This is a genomic window from Rhodanobacter sp. Root179 (assembly GCF_001428465.1).
GTDB lineage: Bacteria > Pseudomonadota > Gammaproteobacteria > Xanthomonadales > Rhodanobacteraceae > Rhodanobacter.
This window is the reverse complement of record NZ_LMHR01000064.1, coordinates 19,969-38,307: the sequence shown is the minus strand read 5'-3', so window position 1 is coordinate 38,307 and position 18,339 is coordinate 19,969. Positions and strand designations below refer to the sequence as shown.

Here is an 18,339-nt window from a genome sequence, read left to right as displayed (position 1 = left end):
GCGATTATCGCACCGGGCGGGGTTCAGCCCGCCTCGAACGCACCACGCAGCCATTGCCGCTGCAGCGCGTCGAGCGGACCGTCGTAGCTGACCACGTCGAAACGGCAGGCCGCCCGCGCATGTTGCGGGTGCGCGGCCAGCCAGTGTTGTGCCGCGAGTATCAGCTTGCCCTGCTTGGCGGCGGTGACCGAGGTGGCGGCGTCGCCGTGGCTGGCGCTCTTGCGGTAGCGCACCTCGACGAAGACCACGGTGCCGCCGTCACGCATCACCAGGTCCAGCTCGCCGTGGCGCGTGGTGTAGTTGCGCGCCAGCAGTTTCAGGCCGGCGCGTTCGAGCTCGCCGCAGGCGCGTTGCTCGAAGTCGTCGCCGGCCGCGCGCATCAGCGCGATTCGGGCTGGAAGGTTCCGCTGGACGACGGACTCGCCGGCACCGGCTCGGCGTTGGCGGGCGGCGCGGTCGATGGCATGTCGTCCATCTGCAGGCTGCCGCCCAGCGGACGCGCCAGGCCATCCTGGAAGCGCGCCCAGATCAGCACGCGGCGCACGCGGCCGAACTGGTCGGCGGCGAGCTGGCCGCTGGCGCCCGGCAGGTAGCTGCCCGGATGGGCGCGCATCCATTCGATGTAGGGCACCAGGTTCCAGGCATCCATGCCGAAGGCGAACAGCCGCGCCGCGCCGCCCCGGGCCGCGGGCAGGCGCGTGGCGATGTCGTCGTGGCTGGGCAGTCCCGGCTGGGCGTCGAACAGCCAGGGTGCGTCGCAGAATTCCAGGCCGTCCAGGTCGCGATTCGCGGCGGAGTCGTCGCTGCCTTCATAGACGTGCGAGGTGCCGAATACCGGCAGGCCGACCCGGGCGATGTGCAACTGCGGCAACAGCAGCCGCGCCTGTTGCGGGCGCATGCTGATGAAGATGCCGCTGTCCACCACCATCGGATTGTCCGGCTGCGCCGTGCTGGCGCTGGCCGCGGGCTCGGCGGTGGCCGGTGCCGTCGGCAGTCGCATCCCGGCAATGACATCGGCGTAGCTGGTGACTCCGGGCGGCAGGGTGATCGAACCCAGCAACTCGCCGCCGCGGGCCGTCAGCTCCGCCTTGAACGCGCTGGCCGCACGCTGGGCAAAGTCGTCGACCGAGACCATCACGTAAGCCTTGCGGATGCCCCGTTCGATCATGTGATCGGCGGCCTGCGCGCCCTCGGTCTCCGGCAGCAGGCCGAATTCGCTGGTGTCACCGGCGGGCAGTTGCTTGTCGTCAGGATGATTCAGGGCCAGCAGCGGAACCGGCAGCTGCGCCTGGCCGAACACGGCCGCGACTTCAGTGCGGGTCAGCGGGCCGACGACCAGCCGCGCGCCGTCACTGACGGCCTGCTGATACGCCTTGAGTGCGCCGTCGGCGGTGCCCTGGCTGTCGTAGACCCGTACCGAGGGGCGCGGCGCGTGATTGCGGCCGGCATCGAGATAGGCCGCGAAGAAACCTTCGCGGATCGCCGTGCTGGCGGCGGCGTAATTGCCGTCGTTGGGCAACAGCAGGGCCACCTGGGTGGGCACCTTGTAGCCCTCGCGCACGTTGGCGTCGGCGCCGGGCAGCAAGGTGCCGACCGGTTGCTGGAGGTCGGGCGTCGGCTGCGCCACGGTGACGCCGAGCTGGCTGAGCGCCTCGTTCACCCACGGCAGCATGCGGTCGCCGCGCTGCATGCCGGCGGCGCGCTGCTTCAGCGAATCGACGCCGACCTGGCCCAGCAGGGCGAGGATCTGCTGGCGATTCTGGCCGTGGTCGAAACCGCTGAGCTGTCCGTCCAGCTCCACGCGGGTTCGCGCGGCACCCCACCGGTCGCCGCTGGCGGCCATCGCGCGGGCGCGGAATTCCAGCAGGCGCGGCTGCAGCGCCGCCGGGACGGCGACCCGGGGTTGCGTGGTCAGCCGCAGCGCGGTGGCGGCATCGTGCTGGTCCAGTGCCAGTTCGGCGCGCAGCAGGTCCAGCCGTACCGGTTCATCACCGGCAAGGTTCTGCCGCTTGATGCTGGCGAGCACTGGTGCGGCGCGCTGGAGCTGGCCTTCCTCGCGCCACGCCTCGGCGGCGTACAGGCGATAGCTGTCGGCGTGTCCGCGCGATTGCCCGGCCAGTGCGAGCCATGCCTGCGCGGCCTGGTCGAACTGGCCCTGCGTGGCCAGTGCGGAGGCACTCTGCGCCGCGGCAAGCTCCGCCGGCGAGCGTGGTGCATTGCTGGGCACGCAGGCGGCCAGCAGCAGCGAAAACAGCAAGGCAGTCGCGGCGACGCGCGAGTGGCGCATGAAGCGCATGGGAAATCCCTTGGTCGTCATGGTCGTCAATGCGCGATCATAACGGATTGGATTGTCGCCTCGCGGTGCAGGAGTTTGCAGATGTCATCGGTTCAGTCAGGGTGTTTGTGGGTAGTGGCCACGCCCATCGGTCATCGCGACGACTTTTCAGCACGGGCGATCGCCACCTTGCGCGCGGTAGCGGTGATCGCGGCGGAAGACACCCGCCACAGCCGCCCGTTGCTGGTTCACCACAATATAGATACGCCGCTGCTCGCGCTGCACGACCACAACGAGCGCGATGCAGTTGATGCGATCGTGCGCCGGATGCAGGCCGGTGATTCGGTGGCGCTGATCTCGGACGCGGGCACGCCGCTGATCAGCGACCCGGGCTTCCGGCTGGTGCGCGCCGCGCGCGCCGCAGGCATCCGCTGCGTTCCGGTGCCGGGCGCGTGCGCGGCGATCGCGGCCCTGTCGGTGGCCGGCCTGCCCAGTGACCGTTTCGTGTTCGAGGGTTTCCTGCCACCGAAGGCGGCGGCGCGGCGCAGTCGCCTGCAGGAACTGGCCGGCGATCCGCGCACGCTGATCTTCTACGAGTCGTCGCACCGCGTCGCCGAAAGCCTGGCCGACATGCGCGACGTGTTCGGCGCCGATCGCGAGGCCGTGCTGGCGCGCGAGCTGACCAAGATGTTCGAAACCGTGCTGGGCGAGCCGCTGGCGGAGCTGGCGGCGCGGGTCGTCAGCGATCCGGACCAGCAGCGCGGCGAGCACGTGATCCTGGTCGCGGGACGCGGCGAGGAAGCCGACGCGAAGCTGGCCGAAGGCAGGCGCATTTTCGCGATCCTGCGCGAGGAATTGCCGCCTGCGAAAGCTGCGAAGCTGGCGGCGGCGATCAGCGGGGCGCCGCGCAAATCTCTCTACGAGAGCGAGAAGTGAGTGGAGAGGAGTGAGGTAGGGGTAAACACGCAGGCAGCGGCTTCTCTCTCGTTTCTCACTCCTCTTCACTCACTCCTGTATCCTTTCCCGTGGAGTCGGCCGGACAGTCGCGTCGCGCGCAAGCGCATCGAGGAAAGTCCGGGCTCCGCAGGGCAGAGTGCCAGGTAACTCCTGGGCAGCGTGAGCTGACGGCCAGTGCAACAGAGAGCAGACCGCCGATGGCCCGCAAGGGCACAGGTAAGGGTGAAAGGGTGCGGTAAGAGCGCACCGCGTACGGGGCCAACGTCGTACGGCACGGTAAACCCCACTCGGAGCAAGACCAAATAGGGGAACGATAACGCGGCCCGCGTTGTTCCCGGGTAGGTTGCTGGAGCCAGGCGGCGACGCCTGGCCGAGAGGAATGACTGTCGCGTCGCAAGACGTACAGAACCCGGCTTACAGGCCGACTCCACCTCTTCGTGCATGCCATCGCCACCTCGACGCCTTCGTCGGGGTGGCGATGGCACGCCCATGTGAACGGAAATTCAGTCCGCGGGCGCCAAATGGCGTGATTTCGCGTGGATTTCACCCTATTCCGGCCCAAAGCAGCGTGGGTCTGATTGCAAAAAATTCCCTGCTTTCAAACACCTTGCCGGTGTTCCTGAGAATATGCTGCATGTACGGTCAGGATTTTGCCTTTACTCATTGATTCACAAGCGAAATTGCCTTGACAGTCTCAGGGGGCGAGATTATCGTGGGCTCCAGTGTGAAATTGTGGGTTTTCGTGGAGTCTGCTGATCGTGTTCCAGGGCGAAACCGCCATCACCATCGACGACAAGGGTCGCCTGACCATCCCGACAGCGTATCGGGAGCAGGTGGCGGGCGAGTGCGCCAATCGCCTGGTGATTACCTACAACCCGTTCGAGGCGGGCAGCCTGTGGCTGTTTCCGCATGCGGAGTGGGAAAAGGTGCGCGATCAGGTGAACGCCCTGTCCAAGGTCAAGGCGGCTCACCGCGACATGCAGATGAAGCTGGTCGGTGCCGCCGCCGTGGTCGAGCCCGATGGCGCGGCGCGCGTCCTGTTGCCGGCCAGCCAGCGGGCCACCACCGGCATCGAGAAAAAGGCGGTGCTGCTGGGCATGGGCAACAAGTTCGAGCTGTGGAGCGAACAGGCCCACCTGGCCAAGATCCGCCAGAGCATCGGCGAAGACGACATCACCAACGAAATGGCCGAACTGCGCCTGTAAACGGCGCGGCGACACACGTGGGACGGGAGCGGGAGTGCGGCATGGCCGAGCAAGTTTTGCGGCACATCCCGGTGATGCTGGGTGAAGCAGTGGAGGGTCTCGCCGTGCATGCGGGCGGGCGTTATCTCGATGGAACCTTCGGTCGCGGCGGTCACGCCCGCGAGGTCTTGTCGCGCCTGGGCGCCGACGGTCGCCTGCTGCTGATGGATCGCGATCCCACCGCCATCGCCACGGCCCGCGCCGAGTTCGCCGCCGATCCGCGGGTGTCGATCCGTCATGCGAATTTCTCCAGCCTGGCCGAGTGGGACGAAACCGCCCACGGCCTCGATGGCGTGCTGCTCGACCTGGGCGTGTCCTCGCCGCAGCTGGACGAGGCCGCGCGCGGTTTCAGCTTCATGGCCGATGCGCCGCTGGACATGCGCATGGACACCAGCCAGGGCGAGAGCGCGGCCGATTTCCTGGCCCAGGCCAGCGAGCGCGAAATCGCCGACGTGTTGTGGAACTACGGCGAGGAACGCCACAGCCGCCGCATCGCCCGCGCCATCGTGGCCGATCGCGAGGCCACCCCGTTCCTCCGTACCGGCCAGCTGGCCGCGCTGATCGAGCGCGTGGTGGGCCGGCGCGAGCCGGGCAAGCATCCGGCCACGCGCAGCTTCCAGGCGCTGCGCATTCGCGTGAACGGCGAACTGGATGCCCTGCAGCAGGGCTTGAATGCCGCGCTGGAACGGCTGAAGCCGGGCGGTCGCCTGTCGGTGATCAGCTTCCACTCGCTGGAGGACCGCGCGGTGAAGCTGTTCATCCGCGACCACTCCGGCCGCGTGCAGAACAGCCGCCGCGGACCGCCGGTGCAGGGCGCGCCGGCGCAACTGGCGGCGGTCGGCAAGGCGCAATTCCCGGGCGATGCCGAACTGGCGGCGAACCCGCGCTCGCGTTCGGCCGTCCTGCGCGTGGCGGAGAAACTCGCATGAAGGCCGTCGGCGCCCTCTGCCTGCTGGTGTTGCTGGTGGCCGTGCTGGCCAGCGCGCTCGGCGTGGTGTGGACGCGCCACGAGAGCCGCGTGCTGTTCGTCAACCTGACCGCGCTGCAGAACCAGCGCGACGAGCTGAACATCGAATACGGCAAGCTCGAACTGGAGCAGGCCACCTATGCCGAACCCCGGCGCATCGACGACGAGGCCCGGCAGAAGCTGGGCATGGTCGATCCGCGCCCGCAAGACATCCGGTTGCTGCGATGAGCTGGCGCAAGCACGTCAAGCCATCTCAACCCGGTCGCCGTCGCGTCGCGGGTCCCAGTGCGCGGCGGCGCATGGTCGTGGTGGTCGGCCTGCTGGGGCTGGTTTCCGCGGCCCTGGTCGCGCGAGCGTTCGACCTGCAGGTGGTGCGCAAGGAGTTCTACCAGCGCCAGGGTGACGCGCGCTTCCTGCGCGAAGTGCCGATCCCGGTGTCGCGCGGCACCATCTTCGACCGCAACGGCGAGCCGCTGGCGGTGTCGACGCCGATGATGTCGATCTGGGCCAATCCGTCCGAGGTGCTGGACAACGACGAGCGCATTCCCGCGCTGGCGCAGGCGCTGGGCGTGGAAGCGGACGGCCTGAAGGCGCAGCTGGCGCAGCGTTCGGATCGCGAGTTCGTCTACCTGCGCCGGCAGATGTCGCCGGCCGCGGCACAGGCGGTGCTGGACCTGGGCATTCCGGGCATCAACGGCCAGCGCGAATTCAAGCGCTACTACCCGTCCGGCGAAGTCACCGCCCACGTGCTCGGTTTCACCAACATCGACGACCGCGGCCAGGAAGGCCTGGAGCTGGCGTACGACGAATGGCTGGCCGGCAAGCCGGGTGCCAAGCGCGTCATCCGCGACCGCATGGGTCACGTGGTCGAGGACCTGGAGCAGGTGCGTGCGCCCAAGCCCGGCCAGAACCTCACCCTGAGCATCGACCGGCGCATCCAGTTCCTCGCCTACAACGAGCTGAAGAACACGCTGGAGAAATCACAGGCCGACTCCGGCTCGATGGTGGTGCTCGACGTGCGCACCGGCGAAGTGCTGGCGATGGTCAACCTGCCGACCTACAACCCGAACGCACTGGGCGGCAGCAAGCCGGGCCAGCGCCGCAACCGGGCGATGACCGACGTGCTCGAACCCGGCTCGACGATCAAGCCGATCCTGATGGCGGCGGCGCTGTCCAGCGGCAAGTACACGCCCACCAGCCCGCTCATCGACACCACCGGCGGGCACTGGTACTTCCAGGGCCACGACATCCACGACACGCACAACTACGGCGTGCTGACCCCGACCGGGGTGATCACCAAGTCCAGCAACGTGGGCGCGGCGCGCATCGCGATGCAGCTGGACACCTCGCTGATGTACGACACCTATCGTGCGTTCGGCTTCGGCAACAGCACCGAGAGCGGCTTCCCCGGTGAGGCATCCGGGTACCTGCGTATCGGCCGCGACTGGCGCCCGCTGGAAAAGGCCATTCTCGGCTACGGCTACGGACTCAACGTCACCGTGCTGCAGCTGGCCAACGCCTACGCCACCATCGCCGATGGTGGCGTAATGCACAACCCGACCTTCATCAAGAACAACGACAGCGCCGCAAAACAGATCATCTCGCCCGAGGTGGCGCACGAACTGCTGCGGATGATGGAGACGGTGACCGGGCCGGGCAGCACCGGCACGATGGCGCGCATCGCCAACTACAGCGTGGCCGGCAAGACCGGTACCGCGCACAAGGCGAGCGCCGGTGGCTATGCCAAGAGCAACTACACCTCGGCGTTCGCCGGCATCGTGCCGGCCAGCAACCCGCGCCTGGCGGCGGTGGTGGTGATCGACAACCCGCAGAAGGGCAGCTACTACGGCGGCACCGTGTCCGGCCCGGTCTTCGCCAAGGTGATGGAAGGTGCGCTGCGCCTGCTCGACGTGCCGCCGGACAATATCGGCCGCTGGTATGTCGGCGGTCCGCTGCAGAGCCCGAACGGACTGGTCGGCAGCAAGCCGCCGGTGGATGCGCCGATCGACGATGCGCCCGTGGACGAGGACACGCCATGAACACCGGCCACCTCGACCAGTTGTTGCTGGGTATCGCCGACGCGCAACTGGCAGCGATGCCGGAAGTCGCGCGCATGACGGTCTCCGGCCTGAGTCTGGATTCGCGCAGTGTGCAGCGCGGTGACGCGTTCTTCGCGCTGCATGGAACCCGCGCCCATGGCATCAGCTTTGCGCCTGCCGCCGTGCAGCGCGGCGCGCGCATCGTGCTGGCCGAGGCCCCGGCGACAGGCGAATCGCTTGCCCCGCTTGCGGGGGAAGCTGGCGAAGGCGGAAGGGGTGAGTTGCCGCAGGCAGTCGGCGAGGTGCCGGTGCTGTGGATCGACGATCTGCACACGCAGGTCGGCGAGATCGCCGCGCGCTTCCACCAGCGACCCAGCGAGTCGCTGCGTCTGATCGGCGTGACCGGCACCAACGGCAAGACGTCGTGCGTGCAGCTGCTGGCCCAGGCGCTGACCCTGCTGGGTCATCGCGCCGCCTCGATCGGCACGCTCGGCGCCGGGGTGCACGGCCAGCTGCATGAGGGCGAGCGCACCACCCCCGACGCGATCAGCGTGCAGGCGCAGCTGGCGGCGTTTCGCGACGACCGGGTCAGCCATGTCGCGATGGAAGTTTCCTCGCACGCGCTGGTGCAGGGGCGCGTGGCCGCGGTCGACTTCGAAGTGGCGGCGTTCACCAACCTCACCCGCGACCACCTCGACTATCACGGCAGCATGGAAGCCTACGGCGCCGCCAAGGCCATGCTGTTCGCGTGGCCGGGGCTGCGCAGCGCGGTGATCAACATCGACGACGCGTTCGGCCGCGAGCTGACGAGTCAGCTGTCCGACGATCTGCAGTTGCTGCGCTTCAGTGCGACCGGCGACGACGAGGCGGAAGTTGCCGCCAGCGACATCGTCACCTCGGCTGAGGGTCTGGCCTTCCATCTGCGGACCCCGTGGGGCAGCCGCGTGATCCGCAGCCAGCTGATCGGTCGCTTCAACGTGGCCAACCTGTTGGCCGTGGTGGCCAGCCTCGGCGCGCTGGGCGAACCGTTCGCACGCATCGTCGAGGTGGCCGCCCAACTGCAGCCGGTGAACGGCCGGATGAGCCGGATCGGCGGCGTGCACGGCCAGCCGCTGGTGGTGATCGACTACGCGCACACCCCGGACGCGCTGGAGCAGGCGCTGAATGCCGTGCGCGCCCACTGCGCCGGCAAGCTGATCTGCGTGTTCGGTTGCGGCGGCGAGCGCGATGCCGGCAAGCGTCCGTTGATGGGCGAGATCGCCGCCAGGCTGGCCGACGTGGCCATCGTCACCGACGACAACCCGCGCGGCGAAGACGGCGATGCCATCGTGGCGCAGATCGTGGCCGGCATGACTGCTGCGCCGGCGATGGCGGTCGAGCGCGATCGCGCGGTGGCGATCGCCGATGCGCTGGCGCTGGCCCGGCCGGGCGACGCGGTGCTGATTGCGGGCAAGGGACACGAGACCTATCAGGACGGCGCGGCCGGCAAGCATCCGTTCGACGACCTGCTGGTGGCCCGTGCGGCGCTGGAGCAATGGCAACGGGAGCCGCGCGCATGATGGCGCTCGCCACCATCGCCGTGTGGACCGGCGGCCGCCTGCTCGCGGGTGATGCCGAGGTCACCGGCGTGGCCATCGATACGCGCAAGCTCAAGCCCGGCGACCTGTTCGTCGCGATCAGGGGCGAGCGCGCCGATGGCCATGACTACCTGGCCGAGGCTGCCGCGCGCGGCGCGGTGGCCGCGATGGTCACGCGCAAGGTCGACAGCGACTTGCCCCAGGTGCTGGTCAACGATGCAGGACTGGCGCTGGGCGACCTGGCCAGTGCGGTGCGTGCCCAGCGCGACGTGCGCGTGGTCGGCATCACCGGCTCCAACGGCAAGACCACGGTGAAGACCCTGGTCGCCTCGATCCTGTCGCGGCACGGCCGCACCCATGTCAGCGGCGGCAACTACAACAACGAGCTCGGCCTGCCGCTGAGCCTGCTGGCGATGCCGGCCGACACCGAATACGCGGTGTTCGAGATGGGCGCAGGCAAGCCTGGCGACATCGCGTATCTGGCTGCCATCGCACGGCCCGATATCGGCCTCGTCACGCTCATCGCGCCGGCGCATCTTGCGCGCATGGGCAGCATCGAGGGCGTGGCCGAAACCAAGGGGGCGCTGTATCAGGCCCTGCCGGTGGACGGCACCGCGATCATCAATGCTGACGACGCGTTCGCCAGCTTCTTCGGCGGCCTGGCCGGTTCGCGCCAGGTGCTGCGTTTCGGCCTGGAGCACAAGGCCGACGTGGGCGCCGACATCATCGAGCAGCGCGTGGACGGTTCGCGCTTCGTGCTGAGCACGCCCCGGGGCGACGCCGAGGTGGCGCTGGCGCTGCCCGGTCGGCACAACATCGCCAACGCGTTGGCCGCGGCCGCGGTGGCGCTGGCGCTCGACGTGCCGCTGGACACCATCGTCGCCGGACTCGAGCAGGCCTCCGGCGTGGCCGGTCGCCTGCGTCGCGTGGTGGCTGCCGGCGGCTGGACCGTGATCGACGACAGTTACAACGCGAACCCCGGTTCGATGGCGGCGGCGATCGACACGCTGCTGCTGGCCGGCGGCGAGCGCTGGCTGGTGCTGGGCGACATGGCCGAACTGGGCGCCGATGCGCGCGCGCTGCATGCAGGCATCGGCGCGATGGCGCGCGAGCGCGGCATCGAGCGCCTGTTTGCGGTGGGTCCGTTCGGTGCGGCGACGGTCGAAGCCTTCGGCGCCGGCGCCACGCACTTCGACGACAAGGCGGCGCTGATCGCCGCGCTGCAGGCGCAGCTGCATGCGGGCGTCACCTGCCTGGTCAAGGGTTCGCGTTCGGCCGGCATGGAGCAGGTTGTGGCCGCCATCGACGGTGGCGCAGAAAAGAAGGGGGAGGCATTCCATGCTGCTTGAGCTGGCCGACTGGATGGCACGGCATTTCACCGCGCTGCACCTGTTCCAGTACATCACCTTCCGCACGATCATGGCCGCGCTCACCGCGTTGGCGATGTCGCTGCTGTGCGGGCCGTGGCTGATCAACCGGCTGGCCGCGCTGAAGGCGGGCCAGGTGGTGCGCAGCGATGGGCCGCAGACGCATCTGGTCAAGGCCGGCACGCCGACCATGGGCGGCGTGATGATCCTGCTGTCGGTCACCGTGGCCACCTTGCTGTGGGCCGACCTGCACAACCGCTACGTGTGGGTGGTGCTGGCGGTGCTGCTGAGCTTCGGCGCGATCGGTTTCTACGACGATTACCGCAAGCTGGTGCTGAAGGACAGCCGCGGCCTGGCCAGTCGCTGGAAGTATTTCTGGCAGTCGGTGTTCGGGCTGGGTGCGGCGCTGTTCCTCTACTACACCGCACCCCATGCCGCCGCGGCCGGGCCGGTGGCGGAAACGGCGCTGTACCTGCCGCTGTTCAAGCACGTGGTGCTGCCGCTGGGCGTGTTCTTCATCGCCATCACCTACTTCATGATCGTGGGCTTTTCCAACGCGGTGAACCTCACCGACGGCCTGGATGGCCTGGCGATCATGCCGACCGTGCTGGTCTCCGGCGCGCTGGGCGTGTTCGCCTACCTGGCCGGCAACAAGGTGTTTTCCGAATACCTGGGCATTCCCTCGATTCCCGGCGCGGGCGAGCTGGCGATCTTCACCGGTGCGCTGGCTGGTGCGGGTCTGGGCTTCCTGTGGTTCAACACCTATCCGGCCCAGGTGTTCATGGGCGACGTGGGCGCGCTGGCGATGGGCGCGGCGCTGGGCTGCGTCGCGGTGATCGTGCGCCAGGAGATCGTGCTGCTGGTGATGGGTGGCGTGTTCGTGATGGAAACCGCCTCGGTGATGATCCAGGTCGCCAGCTTCAAGCTCACCGGCAAGCGCGTGTTCCGCATGGCGCCGATCCACCACCACTTCGAATTGAAGGGCTGGCCCGAGCCCCGCGTGATCGTGCGCTTCTGGATCATCAGCGTCGTGCTGGTGCTGATCGGCCTCGCCACGTTGAAGGTACGGTGATGATGAAAGCCGGGAATAGGGCATCGGGAATCGGGAATCGGAAGGGCGTGCGTCTGTGCGCTTTTGCCCATTCCCTATTCCCCATTCCCTATTCCCGTGCCTCCAAAGGAGGCACCCATGTTTGACGCCTCGCAAGCCAGACGCCGGACCGGGCCGCGCGGCAGCTACGACCTGTGGCTGCTGGTCGCGCTGGTCGGGCTGGCCAGCGTGGGCGTGGTGATGGTGACCTCCAGTTCGATCGCGGTGGCGGACAGCCAGCACATCGGCGCGTTCTATTTCCTGAAGAAGCACCTGCTGTTCCTCAGCCTGGGCCTGTTCGCGGCGGCGCTGGCCATGCGCACCGAACTGAAGCTGCTGGAGAAATATGCGTTCCCGCTGCTGGCGCTGGCCTTCCTGATGCTGTTGGCGGTGTTCGTGCCGCACTTCGGCATGCGCATCAACGGCGCGCGGCGCTGGCTCAACCTGCTGGTGACCACGTTCCAGCCGGTCGAGGCGGTAAAGCTGATCCTGGTGATCTACGTGGCCAGCTACCTGGTGCGCCACCGCGACAGCGTGGAGACGAAGTTCCTCGGCCTGTTCAAGCCGGTGCTGGTGGCTGGCCTGATCGTGCTGCTGCTGCTGGCGCAGCCGGACTTCGGCTCGGCCACGCTGGTGATCGCGGTGACCATCGCGATGGTCTGGCTGGGTGGCGCGCGGCCGATCTTCCTGTTCCTGATGGGTCTGCCGCTGATGCCGCTGCTTTATATCGCGGCGACCGGCGAGAGCTATCGCATGAAGCGGCTGACCTCGTTCATGGACCCGTGGAAGGATCCGTTCAACGACGGCTTCCAGCTGACCCAGTCGCTGATGGCGATCGGTCGCGGCGAGTGGACCGGCGTGGGCCTGGGTTCCAGCGTGTTGAAGCTGTCCTACCTGCCCGAGGCGCATACCGATTTCATCTTCGCAGTGATCGGCGAGGAGCTGGGCCTGGCCGGCGTGATCCTGGTGATCAGCCTGTTCGGACTGGCGGTGGGCCGCGGCCTGTACATCGGCCTGAAAGGAGTCGAGGTGGGCCAGCGCTTCGCCGGCTACGTCGCGTTCGGCATCTCGCTGATGCTGGCGATGCAGGCCTTCGTGTCGGTCGGCGTGAACCTCGGTGCGTTGCCGACCAAGGGACTGACCTTGCCGCTGATCAGCTACGGCGGATCGTCGATGGCGCTCACCTGCGCCATGGCCGGTGTGCTGCTGCGCGCCACCTACGAGATCAACCGCGCGCTGGACGCGCGGCAGATGGCCACCCGGATGCCGGCAGCCGTCGCTGCCGTCGACGCGAGCGCCGCGGCGAAGCCGCGCGAGGCGGTGGCAGCATGATCGCGCAGCGTCCCGTGCTGATCATGGCCGGCGGCACCGGCGGCCATATCTTCCCCGGACTGGCCGTGGCCGAGTGCCTGCGCGCGCAGGGCGTGCCGGTGGTGTGGCTGGGTGCGGACGGCGGGATGGAAACGACGGTGGTGCCGGCGCAGCGGATCGAGCTGCATACGGTGGCCGTCGGCGGTCTGCGCGGCAAGGGTTGGAAGACCCGGTTGCTGGCGCCGCTGATGCTGTTGCGTTCGCTGCTTGCTTCGCTGGCCGTACTGCGCCGGGTCAATCCGCGCAGCGTGTTGTCGATGGGCGGCTACGTGGCCGGCCCCGGCGGTCTCGCCGCGTGGCTGTTGCGCCGACCGTTGCTGGTGCACGAACAGAATCGGGTGGCCGGCTTCACCAATCGCAAGCTGGCCGCGCTGTCGAAGCGCGTGCTGGCCGGTTTCGCCGATGCCTTGCCGCAGGCCGAATGGGTCGGCAATCCGGTGCGCGACGCGATCGCCGCGCTGCCGCCGCCGGCGCAGCGCATGGCCGGGCGCGAGGGCAGGCCGCGCCTGCTGGTGCTGGGCGGCAGCCTGGGCGCGCGCGCACTGAATCTCGCGCTGCCGCAGGCGCTGGCCCTGCTGACGGCGGAGCAACGGCCCGAGGTGCTGCACCAGTGCGGCAACCGCGGTCTGGACGAGGCCCGCGCCGCGTATGCGAAGGCCGGCGTCGAGGCGCAGGTGGTGCCGTTCATCGACGACATGGCGGCCAGCTACGGCCGCGCCGACCTGGCTGTCTGCCGCGCCGGCGCACTGACCCTGGCCGAGCTGGCTGCGGCCGGACTGGGCGCGGTGCTGGTGCCGTTCCCGTACGCGGTGGACGACCACCAGACGCGCAATGGTGAAGTGCTGGTGGCGGCCGGAGCCGCCGAACTGATGCAGGAGAACGAGCTGGACGTACAGATTCTGGCGCAGCGACTGGAGTCGCTGCTGGGTGACCGCAGCCGCCTGCTGGCGATGGCCGAGGCCGCGCGCACGCTGGCGAAACCCGACGCGGCGCAGGTCATCGCCCGCGCATGCCTGGAGGTGGCCGCATGACGCCGCGCCGCCTGCATGCGCACGAAGATCCGATGAGCACGTTCCGCCGGGTGCACTTCATCGGCATCGGCGGCGTCGGCATGAGCGGCATCGCCGAGGTGCTGCACAACCTGGGCTACGCGGTGTCCGGCTCCGATCGGGCCAACTCGCCGACGGCACAACGGCTGCAGCAGCTGGGCATCGTGGTGCACGTGGGCCATGCGGTGGAAAACATCGGCGACGCCGACGTGGTGGTGACATCCAGCGCGATCAAGCAGGACAACCCGGAACTGATCGCCGCCCGTGCCGGCCGCATTCCGGTGATTCCCCGCGCGGAGATGCTGGGCGAACTGATGCGTTTCCGCCGCGGCGTGGCGATCGCCGGCACCCATGGCAAGACCACCACCACCAGCCTCACCGCCAGCGTGCTGGCCGAGGCCGGTTACGACCCGACCTTCGTGATCGGTGGCCAGCTCAACGCGGCCGGCGCCAATGCGCGGCTGGGCACCGGCCAGTACCTGGTGGCCGAAGCGGACGAATCGGACGGCTCGTTCCTGATGCTGTCGCCGGTGATCGCGGCGGTGACCAACATCGACGCCGATCACCTGGAGAACTACCACGGCGATTTCGCCGAGGTGAAGCAGGCGTTCGACGACTTCCTGCATCGGCTGCCGTTCTACGGCCTGGCCGTGCTGTGCGTGGACGACCCGGAAGTGGCGGTGCTGGCGAAGTCCACCACGCGGCGGGTGATGACCTACGGCATCGACAGCGCGGACGCCGACGTCCGCGCGCTGAAGGTGAGCCAGCACGGCTTCGAGATGCACTTCGACCTGCAACTACCGGGGCGCGACGAGGTGCTGCCGGTGAAGCTCAATCTGCCGGGGCGGCACAACGTGCTCAATGCGCTGGCCGCGGCGGCGATCGGCTGGCAGCTCGGCGTCGAGGCTGATGCGCTGGCCCGTGCGCTGGAGAATTTCCAGGGCGTCGGCCGGCGTTTCCACCGGCGCGGAGAACTCGCGCTGGACCACGGCAGCGTGCTGCTGGTGGACGACTACGGCCACCACCCCCGCGAACTGGCCGCAGTGTTCGCCGCCGCCCGCGGCGGCTGGCCCGATCGGCGCCTGGTGGTGGGTTTCCAGCCGCACCGCTACAGCCGCACGCGCGACCTGCTGGACGACTTCGCCAACGTGCTGGCCGAGGCCGACGTGCTGGTGCTGACCGATGTCTATCCCGCCGGCGAAGCGCCGATCGCCGGCGCCGACGGTCGCGCCCTGGCGCGCGCCGTGCGCGCGCGCGGCAAGGTCGATCCGGTGCTGGTCGAGCATCCGCGTGATCTGAAAGAGAGCCTGCCGGCGCTGCTGCGCGATGGCGACCTGCTGCTGCTGCTCGGCGCGGGCGACATCGGCGCGGCGGCGGTGGAGCTGGCCCAAGCGGGCAACCTGAGGACAAGCAAGTGAGCATGATGATCAAGGACCCTGCCCAGTTCGGACGCGTCGCCGTGGTGATGGGCGGCAGCTCGGCCGAGCGCGAGGTGTCGCTGGATTCCGGCCGCAACGTGCTCGATGCACTGCGCGCGCGCGGCATCGATGCCCATGCCATCGACGGCATCCCGGCTCTGCTCGATGCGTTGCGCGCCGGGCACTTCGCCCGGGTGTTCAACATCCTGCATGGCCAGCACGGCGGTGGCGAGGATGGCGTGCTGCAGGGCGCGCTGGAATCGCTCAACGTGCCGTACACGGGTTCCGGCGTGCTCGGTTCGGCACTGTCGATGGACAAGACCCGCTCCAAGCGCGTGTGGCAATCGCTGGGCCTGCCGACGCCGAAGTTCGTGGCACTGCCGCGCGGCGCCGACGTGCATGCGGCGGCGAAACAGGTCGGCTTTCCGCTGATCGTGAAGCCGGCCTGCGAAGGTTCCAGCGTGGGCGTCACCCGCGTGTTCGACGAATCCCAACTGGACCAGGCGGTGGAGCTGGCCGCGAAGTATCCGGGCGACCTGCTGATGGAAACCCTGATCGAGGGTGACGAACTGACCGTCGCGATCCTCGGGCGCCAGGTGCTGCCGTCCATCCACATCGTGCCAAAGGGCGCGTTCTACGACTACAACGCGAAGTACATCGCCGAAGACACCCTGTACCTGTGCCCCGGCCAGGAAGGCGAGGCCGAGGCGGAACTGCGCGCGCTGGCGCTGCAGGCGTTCGACGCGCTGGGCTGCGCCGGCTGGGGTCGGGTCGACGTGATGCGCGATCGCGTCGGTCGCAACTGGCTGCTGGAAGTGAACACCGCGCCGGGCATGACCTCGCATTCGCTGGTGCCGAAGGCCGCCGCGGTGGACGGCATCGACTACCAGGAGCTGTGCTGGCGCGTGCTGGAAACCAGTTTCCGGGAGGGCCTGTGAAGGGAGCCGTCCGCCTCGTCGCCTGGTGCCTGGCCATCGCCCTGGTCGCGCTGCCGATCGTCGGCGTGCTGCGCGGCTGGTTTGCGGCCGGGCGCTGGCCGGTGACCCGGTTGACGGTGCAGGCCGAGTTCAAGCACGTCAGCGAAAGCGACCTGCGCGCCGCGGTGCGGCCGCGGCTGGGCAAGGGCTTCTTCGCGCTGGATCTGGACGCGGTGCAGAAAGCCGTGGCCGCGCTGCCGTGGGTGGAATCGGTCGAGGCGCGCAAGCGCTGGCCCGACACGCTGCAGTTGCGCATCTACGAACGCCAGCCGTTCGCGCGCTGGAACGACAGGCAGCTGATCAGCCGCCAGGGCCTGGTGTTCGATGCGCCCGGCATGAATGACCTCGGCGACCTGCCGGAGCTGCATGGCCCGGATGCCAGGCTGGCCGAGGTGGTGAGTTTCTACGCCGAGACGCAGAAGGCCTTCGCCGGCACGCACCTGCGCATCACCGGCGTGGCGCTGACCGAGCGCGGCAGCTGGAGCATCGGCACCGCTGGCGGTGCGCAGATCGTGATCGGCGATCGCGAGCAGGCGGGTCGTCGCCTGCGCCGTTTCCTCGACGTCTATCCGCAACTGATCGCCGGACACACCGACGGTTTTGCCTACGCCGACCTTCGCTACACCAACGGATTCGCCGTGCGCTGGCCCGATGCGGCCGCCGCCAACGCTGGGGGTTCGCCTCGCACATGAGCATTTTTCTATGAAGCCGCGCAACGACAAGCAACTGGTGGTGGGGCTCGACATCGGTACCTCGAAAGTGGTGGCGATCGTGGGCGAGTACGAGCCGGGCGAGCCGATCACCGTGATCGGCATCGGCACCCACGTCTCGCGCGGCATGAAGCGCGGCTCGGTGGTCGACATCGAATCGACCGTGCACTCGATCCAGCGCGCGGTGGAGGAAGCCGAGCTGATGGCCGGCTGCGACATCCGTTCGGTCTACGCCTCGATTTCCGGCAGCCACCTGGAAACCCGCAACTCGCACGGCAACGCGGCGATCCGCGACCGCGAGGTCACCGCGGCTGACCTGGAGCAGGTGCTGGAGGCGGCCAGTGCGGTGGCGATCCCGGCCGACCGCAAGGTGCTCTACAAGGAGTCGCAGGAATACCGCATCGACGGCCAGGACGGCATCCGCGCCCCGGTCGGCATGAGCGGCGTGCGGCTGGAGGCCAACGTGCACCTGGTCACCGGCGCGGCCGCGGCGGTGCAGAACATCTCCAAGTGCATCCAGCGCTGCGGCCTCACCGTCGACGAACTGGTGCCGTCGGCGCTGGCCAGCGCCAAGGCGGTGCTCACCGACGACGAGCGCGAGCTTGGCGTGTGCCTGGTCGACATCGGCGCCGGCACCACCGACATCGCGATCTACACCCAGGGCTCGATCCGCTACACCGCGTCGCTGCCGGTCGGCGGCGACCAGGTCACCAGCGACATCGCCTACGGCGTGCACACGCCGACCGCCCACGCGGAGGAGATCAAGATCAAGTACGCCTGCGCCCAGACCGGGCTGGCGCACGCCGAGGAAACCATCCAGGTGCCCAGCGTGGGCGATCGCCCGCCGCGCCGGCTCGCGCGGCAGTCGCTGGCGCAGAGCGTGCAGGCCCGCTACGAGGAAATCTTCGAGATGGTGCAGGACCAGCTGCGCCGCTCCGGCTACGAGAGCCTGGTCGCGGCCGGCGTGGTGCTGACCGGCGGCGCTTCGAAGATGGAAGGCGCGCTGGAACTGGCCGAGGAGATCTTCCACAAGATGGTGCGCATCGGCGTGCCGCAGCAGATCGACGGGCTCGGCGAAGTGGTTTCCAGTCCTCTGCACGCCACCGGCGTGGGCCTGCTGCTGCACGGTGCGCGGGCGGGCGGCATGCGCGTGGGCGGGCAGGTCGGCGGCAGCGTCGGTGGCCTGGTCGGGAAAGTGCGTGGCTGGCTGACCCGGAATTTCTGAAAACACGGTTGCGGATGACGCAGGACGCGTCATCCAGGGTGGAGGGACATCCACCCATCACCATGGACCGACA

General features: G+C 68.8%; 16 protein-coding genes and 1 other RNA gene. 15 read left to right on the top strand and 2 right to left on the bottom strand.

What is annotated here, in order from left to right; all coding sequences use genetic code 11:
• Positions 1-23: 23 nt before the first annotated feature.
• Together ASD82_RS06065 and ASD82_RS06060 are read right to left on the bottom strand one after the other, a co-directional pair.
• A complete protein-coding gene (locus ASD82_RS06065) occupies positions 24-380 on the bottom strand; it encodes a YraN family protein (RefSeq protein ID WP_056716850.1) in 357 nt (118 codons plus the stop codon).
• Positions 380-2,296, bottom strand: coding sequence for a penicillin-binding protein activator (locus tag ASD82_RS06060; protein ID WP_056716847.1), 1,917 nt, complete (start codon positions 2,294-2,296; stop codon positions 380-382). Before ASD82_RS06060 ends, ASD82_RS06065 begins: the two co-directional genes overlap by 1 nt.
• 81 nt (positions 2,297-2,377) lie before the next feature.
• On the opposite strand from ASD82_RS06060, the gene rsmI reads away from it, so the two are divergent.
• The 15 genes from rsmI to ftsA all read left to right on the top strand — a co-directional run bounded on the left by rsmI (position 2,378) and on the right by ftsA (position 18,266).
• Entirely contained in the window at positions 2,378-3,211 is an 834-nt protein-coding gene (gene rsmI, locus ASD82_RS06055; protein WP_056716846.1) for a 16S rRNA (cytidine(1402)-2'-O)-methyltransferase, read from the top strand.
• 91 nt (positions 3,212-3,302) lie between these two features.
• Positions 3,303-3,665: RNase P RNA component class A (gene rnpB / locus ASD82_RS06155), an RNA gene on the top strand.
• Between the two features lie 316 nt (positions 3,666-3,981).
• The gene (mraZ, locus tag ASD82_RS06050) at positions 3,982-4,437 is read left to right on the top strand and encodes a division/cell wall cluster transcriptional repressor MraZ (protein WP_235577731.1); all 456 of its coding nucleotides are present in this window, start codon (positions 3,982-3,984) and stop codon (positions 4,435-4,437) included.
• Positions 4,438-4,478: 41 nt separating this feature from the next.
• Complete coding sequence (rsmH, locus tag ASD82_RS06045; protein WP_056716842.1) at positions 4,479-5,405, top strand: 16S rRNA (cytosine(1402)-N(4))-methyltransferase RsmH; 927 nt, start codon at positions 4,479-4,481, stop codon at positions 5,403-5,405.
• Entirely contained in the window at positions 5,402-5,671 is a 270-nt protein-coding gene (gene ftsL / locus ASD82_RS06040; protein WP_056716840.1) for a cell division protein FtsL, read from the top strand. Before rsmH ends, ftsL begins: the two co-directional genes overlap by 4 nt.
• Positions 5,668-7,482 (top strand): penicillin-binding protein 2, encoded by a 1,815-nt coding sequence (locus ASD82_RS06035; protein ID WP_056716837.1) that lies wholly within the window; start codon positions 5,668-5,670, stop codon positions 7,480-7,482. The genes ftsL and ASD82_RS06035 overlap by 4 nt, the downstream gene beginning before the upstream one ends.
• A complete protein-coding gene (locus tag ASD82_RS06030) occupies positions 7,479-9,041 on the top strand; it encodes a UDP-N-acetylmuramoyl-L-alanyl-D-glutamate--2,6-diaminopimelate ligase (RefSeq protein WP_056716836.1) in 1,563 nt (520 codons plus the stop codon). Before ASD82_RS06035 ends, ASD82_RS06030 begins: the two co-directional genes overlap by 4 nt.
• Positions 9,038-10,408 (top strand): UDP-N-acetylmuramoyl-tripeptide--D-alanyl-D-alanine ligase, encoded by a 1,371-nt coding sequence (gene murF / locus ASD82_RS06025; RefSeq protein ID WP_056716834.1) that lies wholly within the window; start codon positions 9,038-9,040, stop codon positions 10,406-10,408. Before ASD82_RS06030 ends, murF begins: the two co-directional genes overlap by 4 nt.
• Positions 10,398-11,498 carry a phospho-N-acetylmuramoyl-pentapeptide-transferase gene (gene mraY, locus ASD82_RS06020; protein ID WP_056716833.1) on the top strand — a complete coding sequence of 367 codons (1,101 nt, stop codon included), beginning with the start codon at positions 10,398-10,400 and terminating at the stop codon, positions 11,496-11,498. Before murF ends, mraY begins: the two co-directional genes overlap by 11 nt.
• A gap of 117 nt (positions 11,499-11,615) precedes the next feature.
• The gene (ftsW, locus tag ASD82_RS06015; RefSeq protein WP_056716831.1) at positions 11,616-12,848 is read left to right on the top strand and encodes a putative lipid II flippase FtsW; all 1,233 of its coding nucleotides are present in this window, start codon (positions 11,616-11,618) and stop codon (positions 12,846-12,848) included.
• The gene (gene murG / locus ASD82_RS06010; RefSeq protein ID WP_056716830.1) at positions 12,845-13,918 is read left to right on the top strand and encodes an undecaprenyldiphospho-muramoylpentapeptide beta-N-acetylglucosaminyltransferase; all 1,074 of its coding nucleotides are present in this window, start codon (positions 12,845-12,847) and stop codon (positions 13,916-13,918) included. The genes ftsW and murG overlap by 4 nt, the downstream gene beginning before the upstream one ends.
• Positions 13,915-15,354 carry a UDP-N-acetylmuramate--L-alanine ligase gene (murC, locus tag ASD82_RS06005; RefSeq protein WP_056716828.1) on the top strand — a complete coding sequence of 480 codons (1,440 nt, stop codon included), beginning with the start codon at positions 13,915-13,917 and terminating at the stop codon, positions 15,352-15,354. Before murG ends, murC begins: the two co-directional genes overlap by 4 nt.
• The gene (locus ASD82_RS06000) at positions 15,351-16,292 is read left to right on the top strand and encodes a D-alanine--D-alanine ligase (protein ID WP_056716826.1); all 942 of its coding nucleotides are present in this window, start codon (positions 15,351-15,353) and stop codon (positions 16,290-16,292) included. The genes murC and ASD82_RS06000 overlap by 4 nt, the downstream gene beginning before the upstream one ends.
• Complete coding sequence (locus ASD82_RS05995; RefSeq protein WP_056716824.1) at positions 16,289-17,023, top strand: cell division protein FtsQ/DivIB; 735 nt, start codon at positions 16,289-16,291, stop codon at positions 17,021-17,023. The genes ASD82_RS06000 and ASD82_RS05995 overlap by 4 nt, the downstream gene beginning before the upstream one ends.
• Positions 17,024-17,033: 10 nt before the next feature.
• A complete protein-coding gene (gene ftsA, locus ASD82_RS05990; protein WP_056716823.1) occupies positions 17,034-18,266 on the top strand; it encodes a cell division protein FtsA in 1,233 nt (410 codons plus the stop codon).
• Positions 18,267-18,339: the final 73 nt, after the last annotated feature.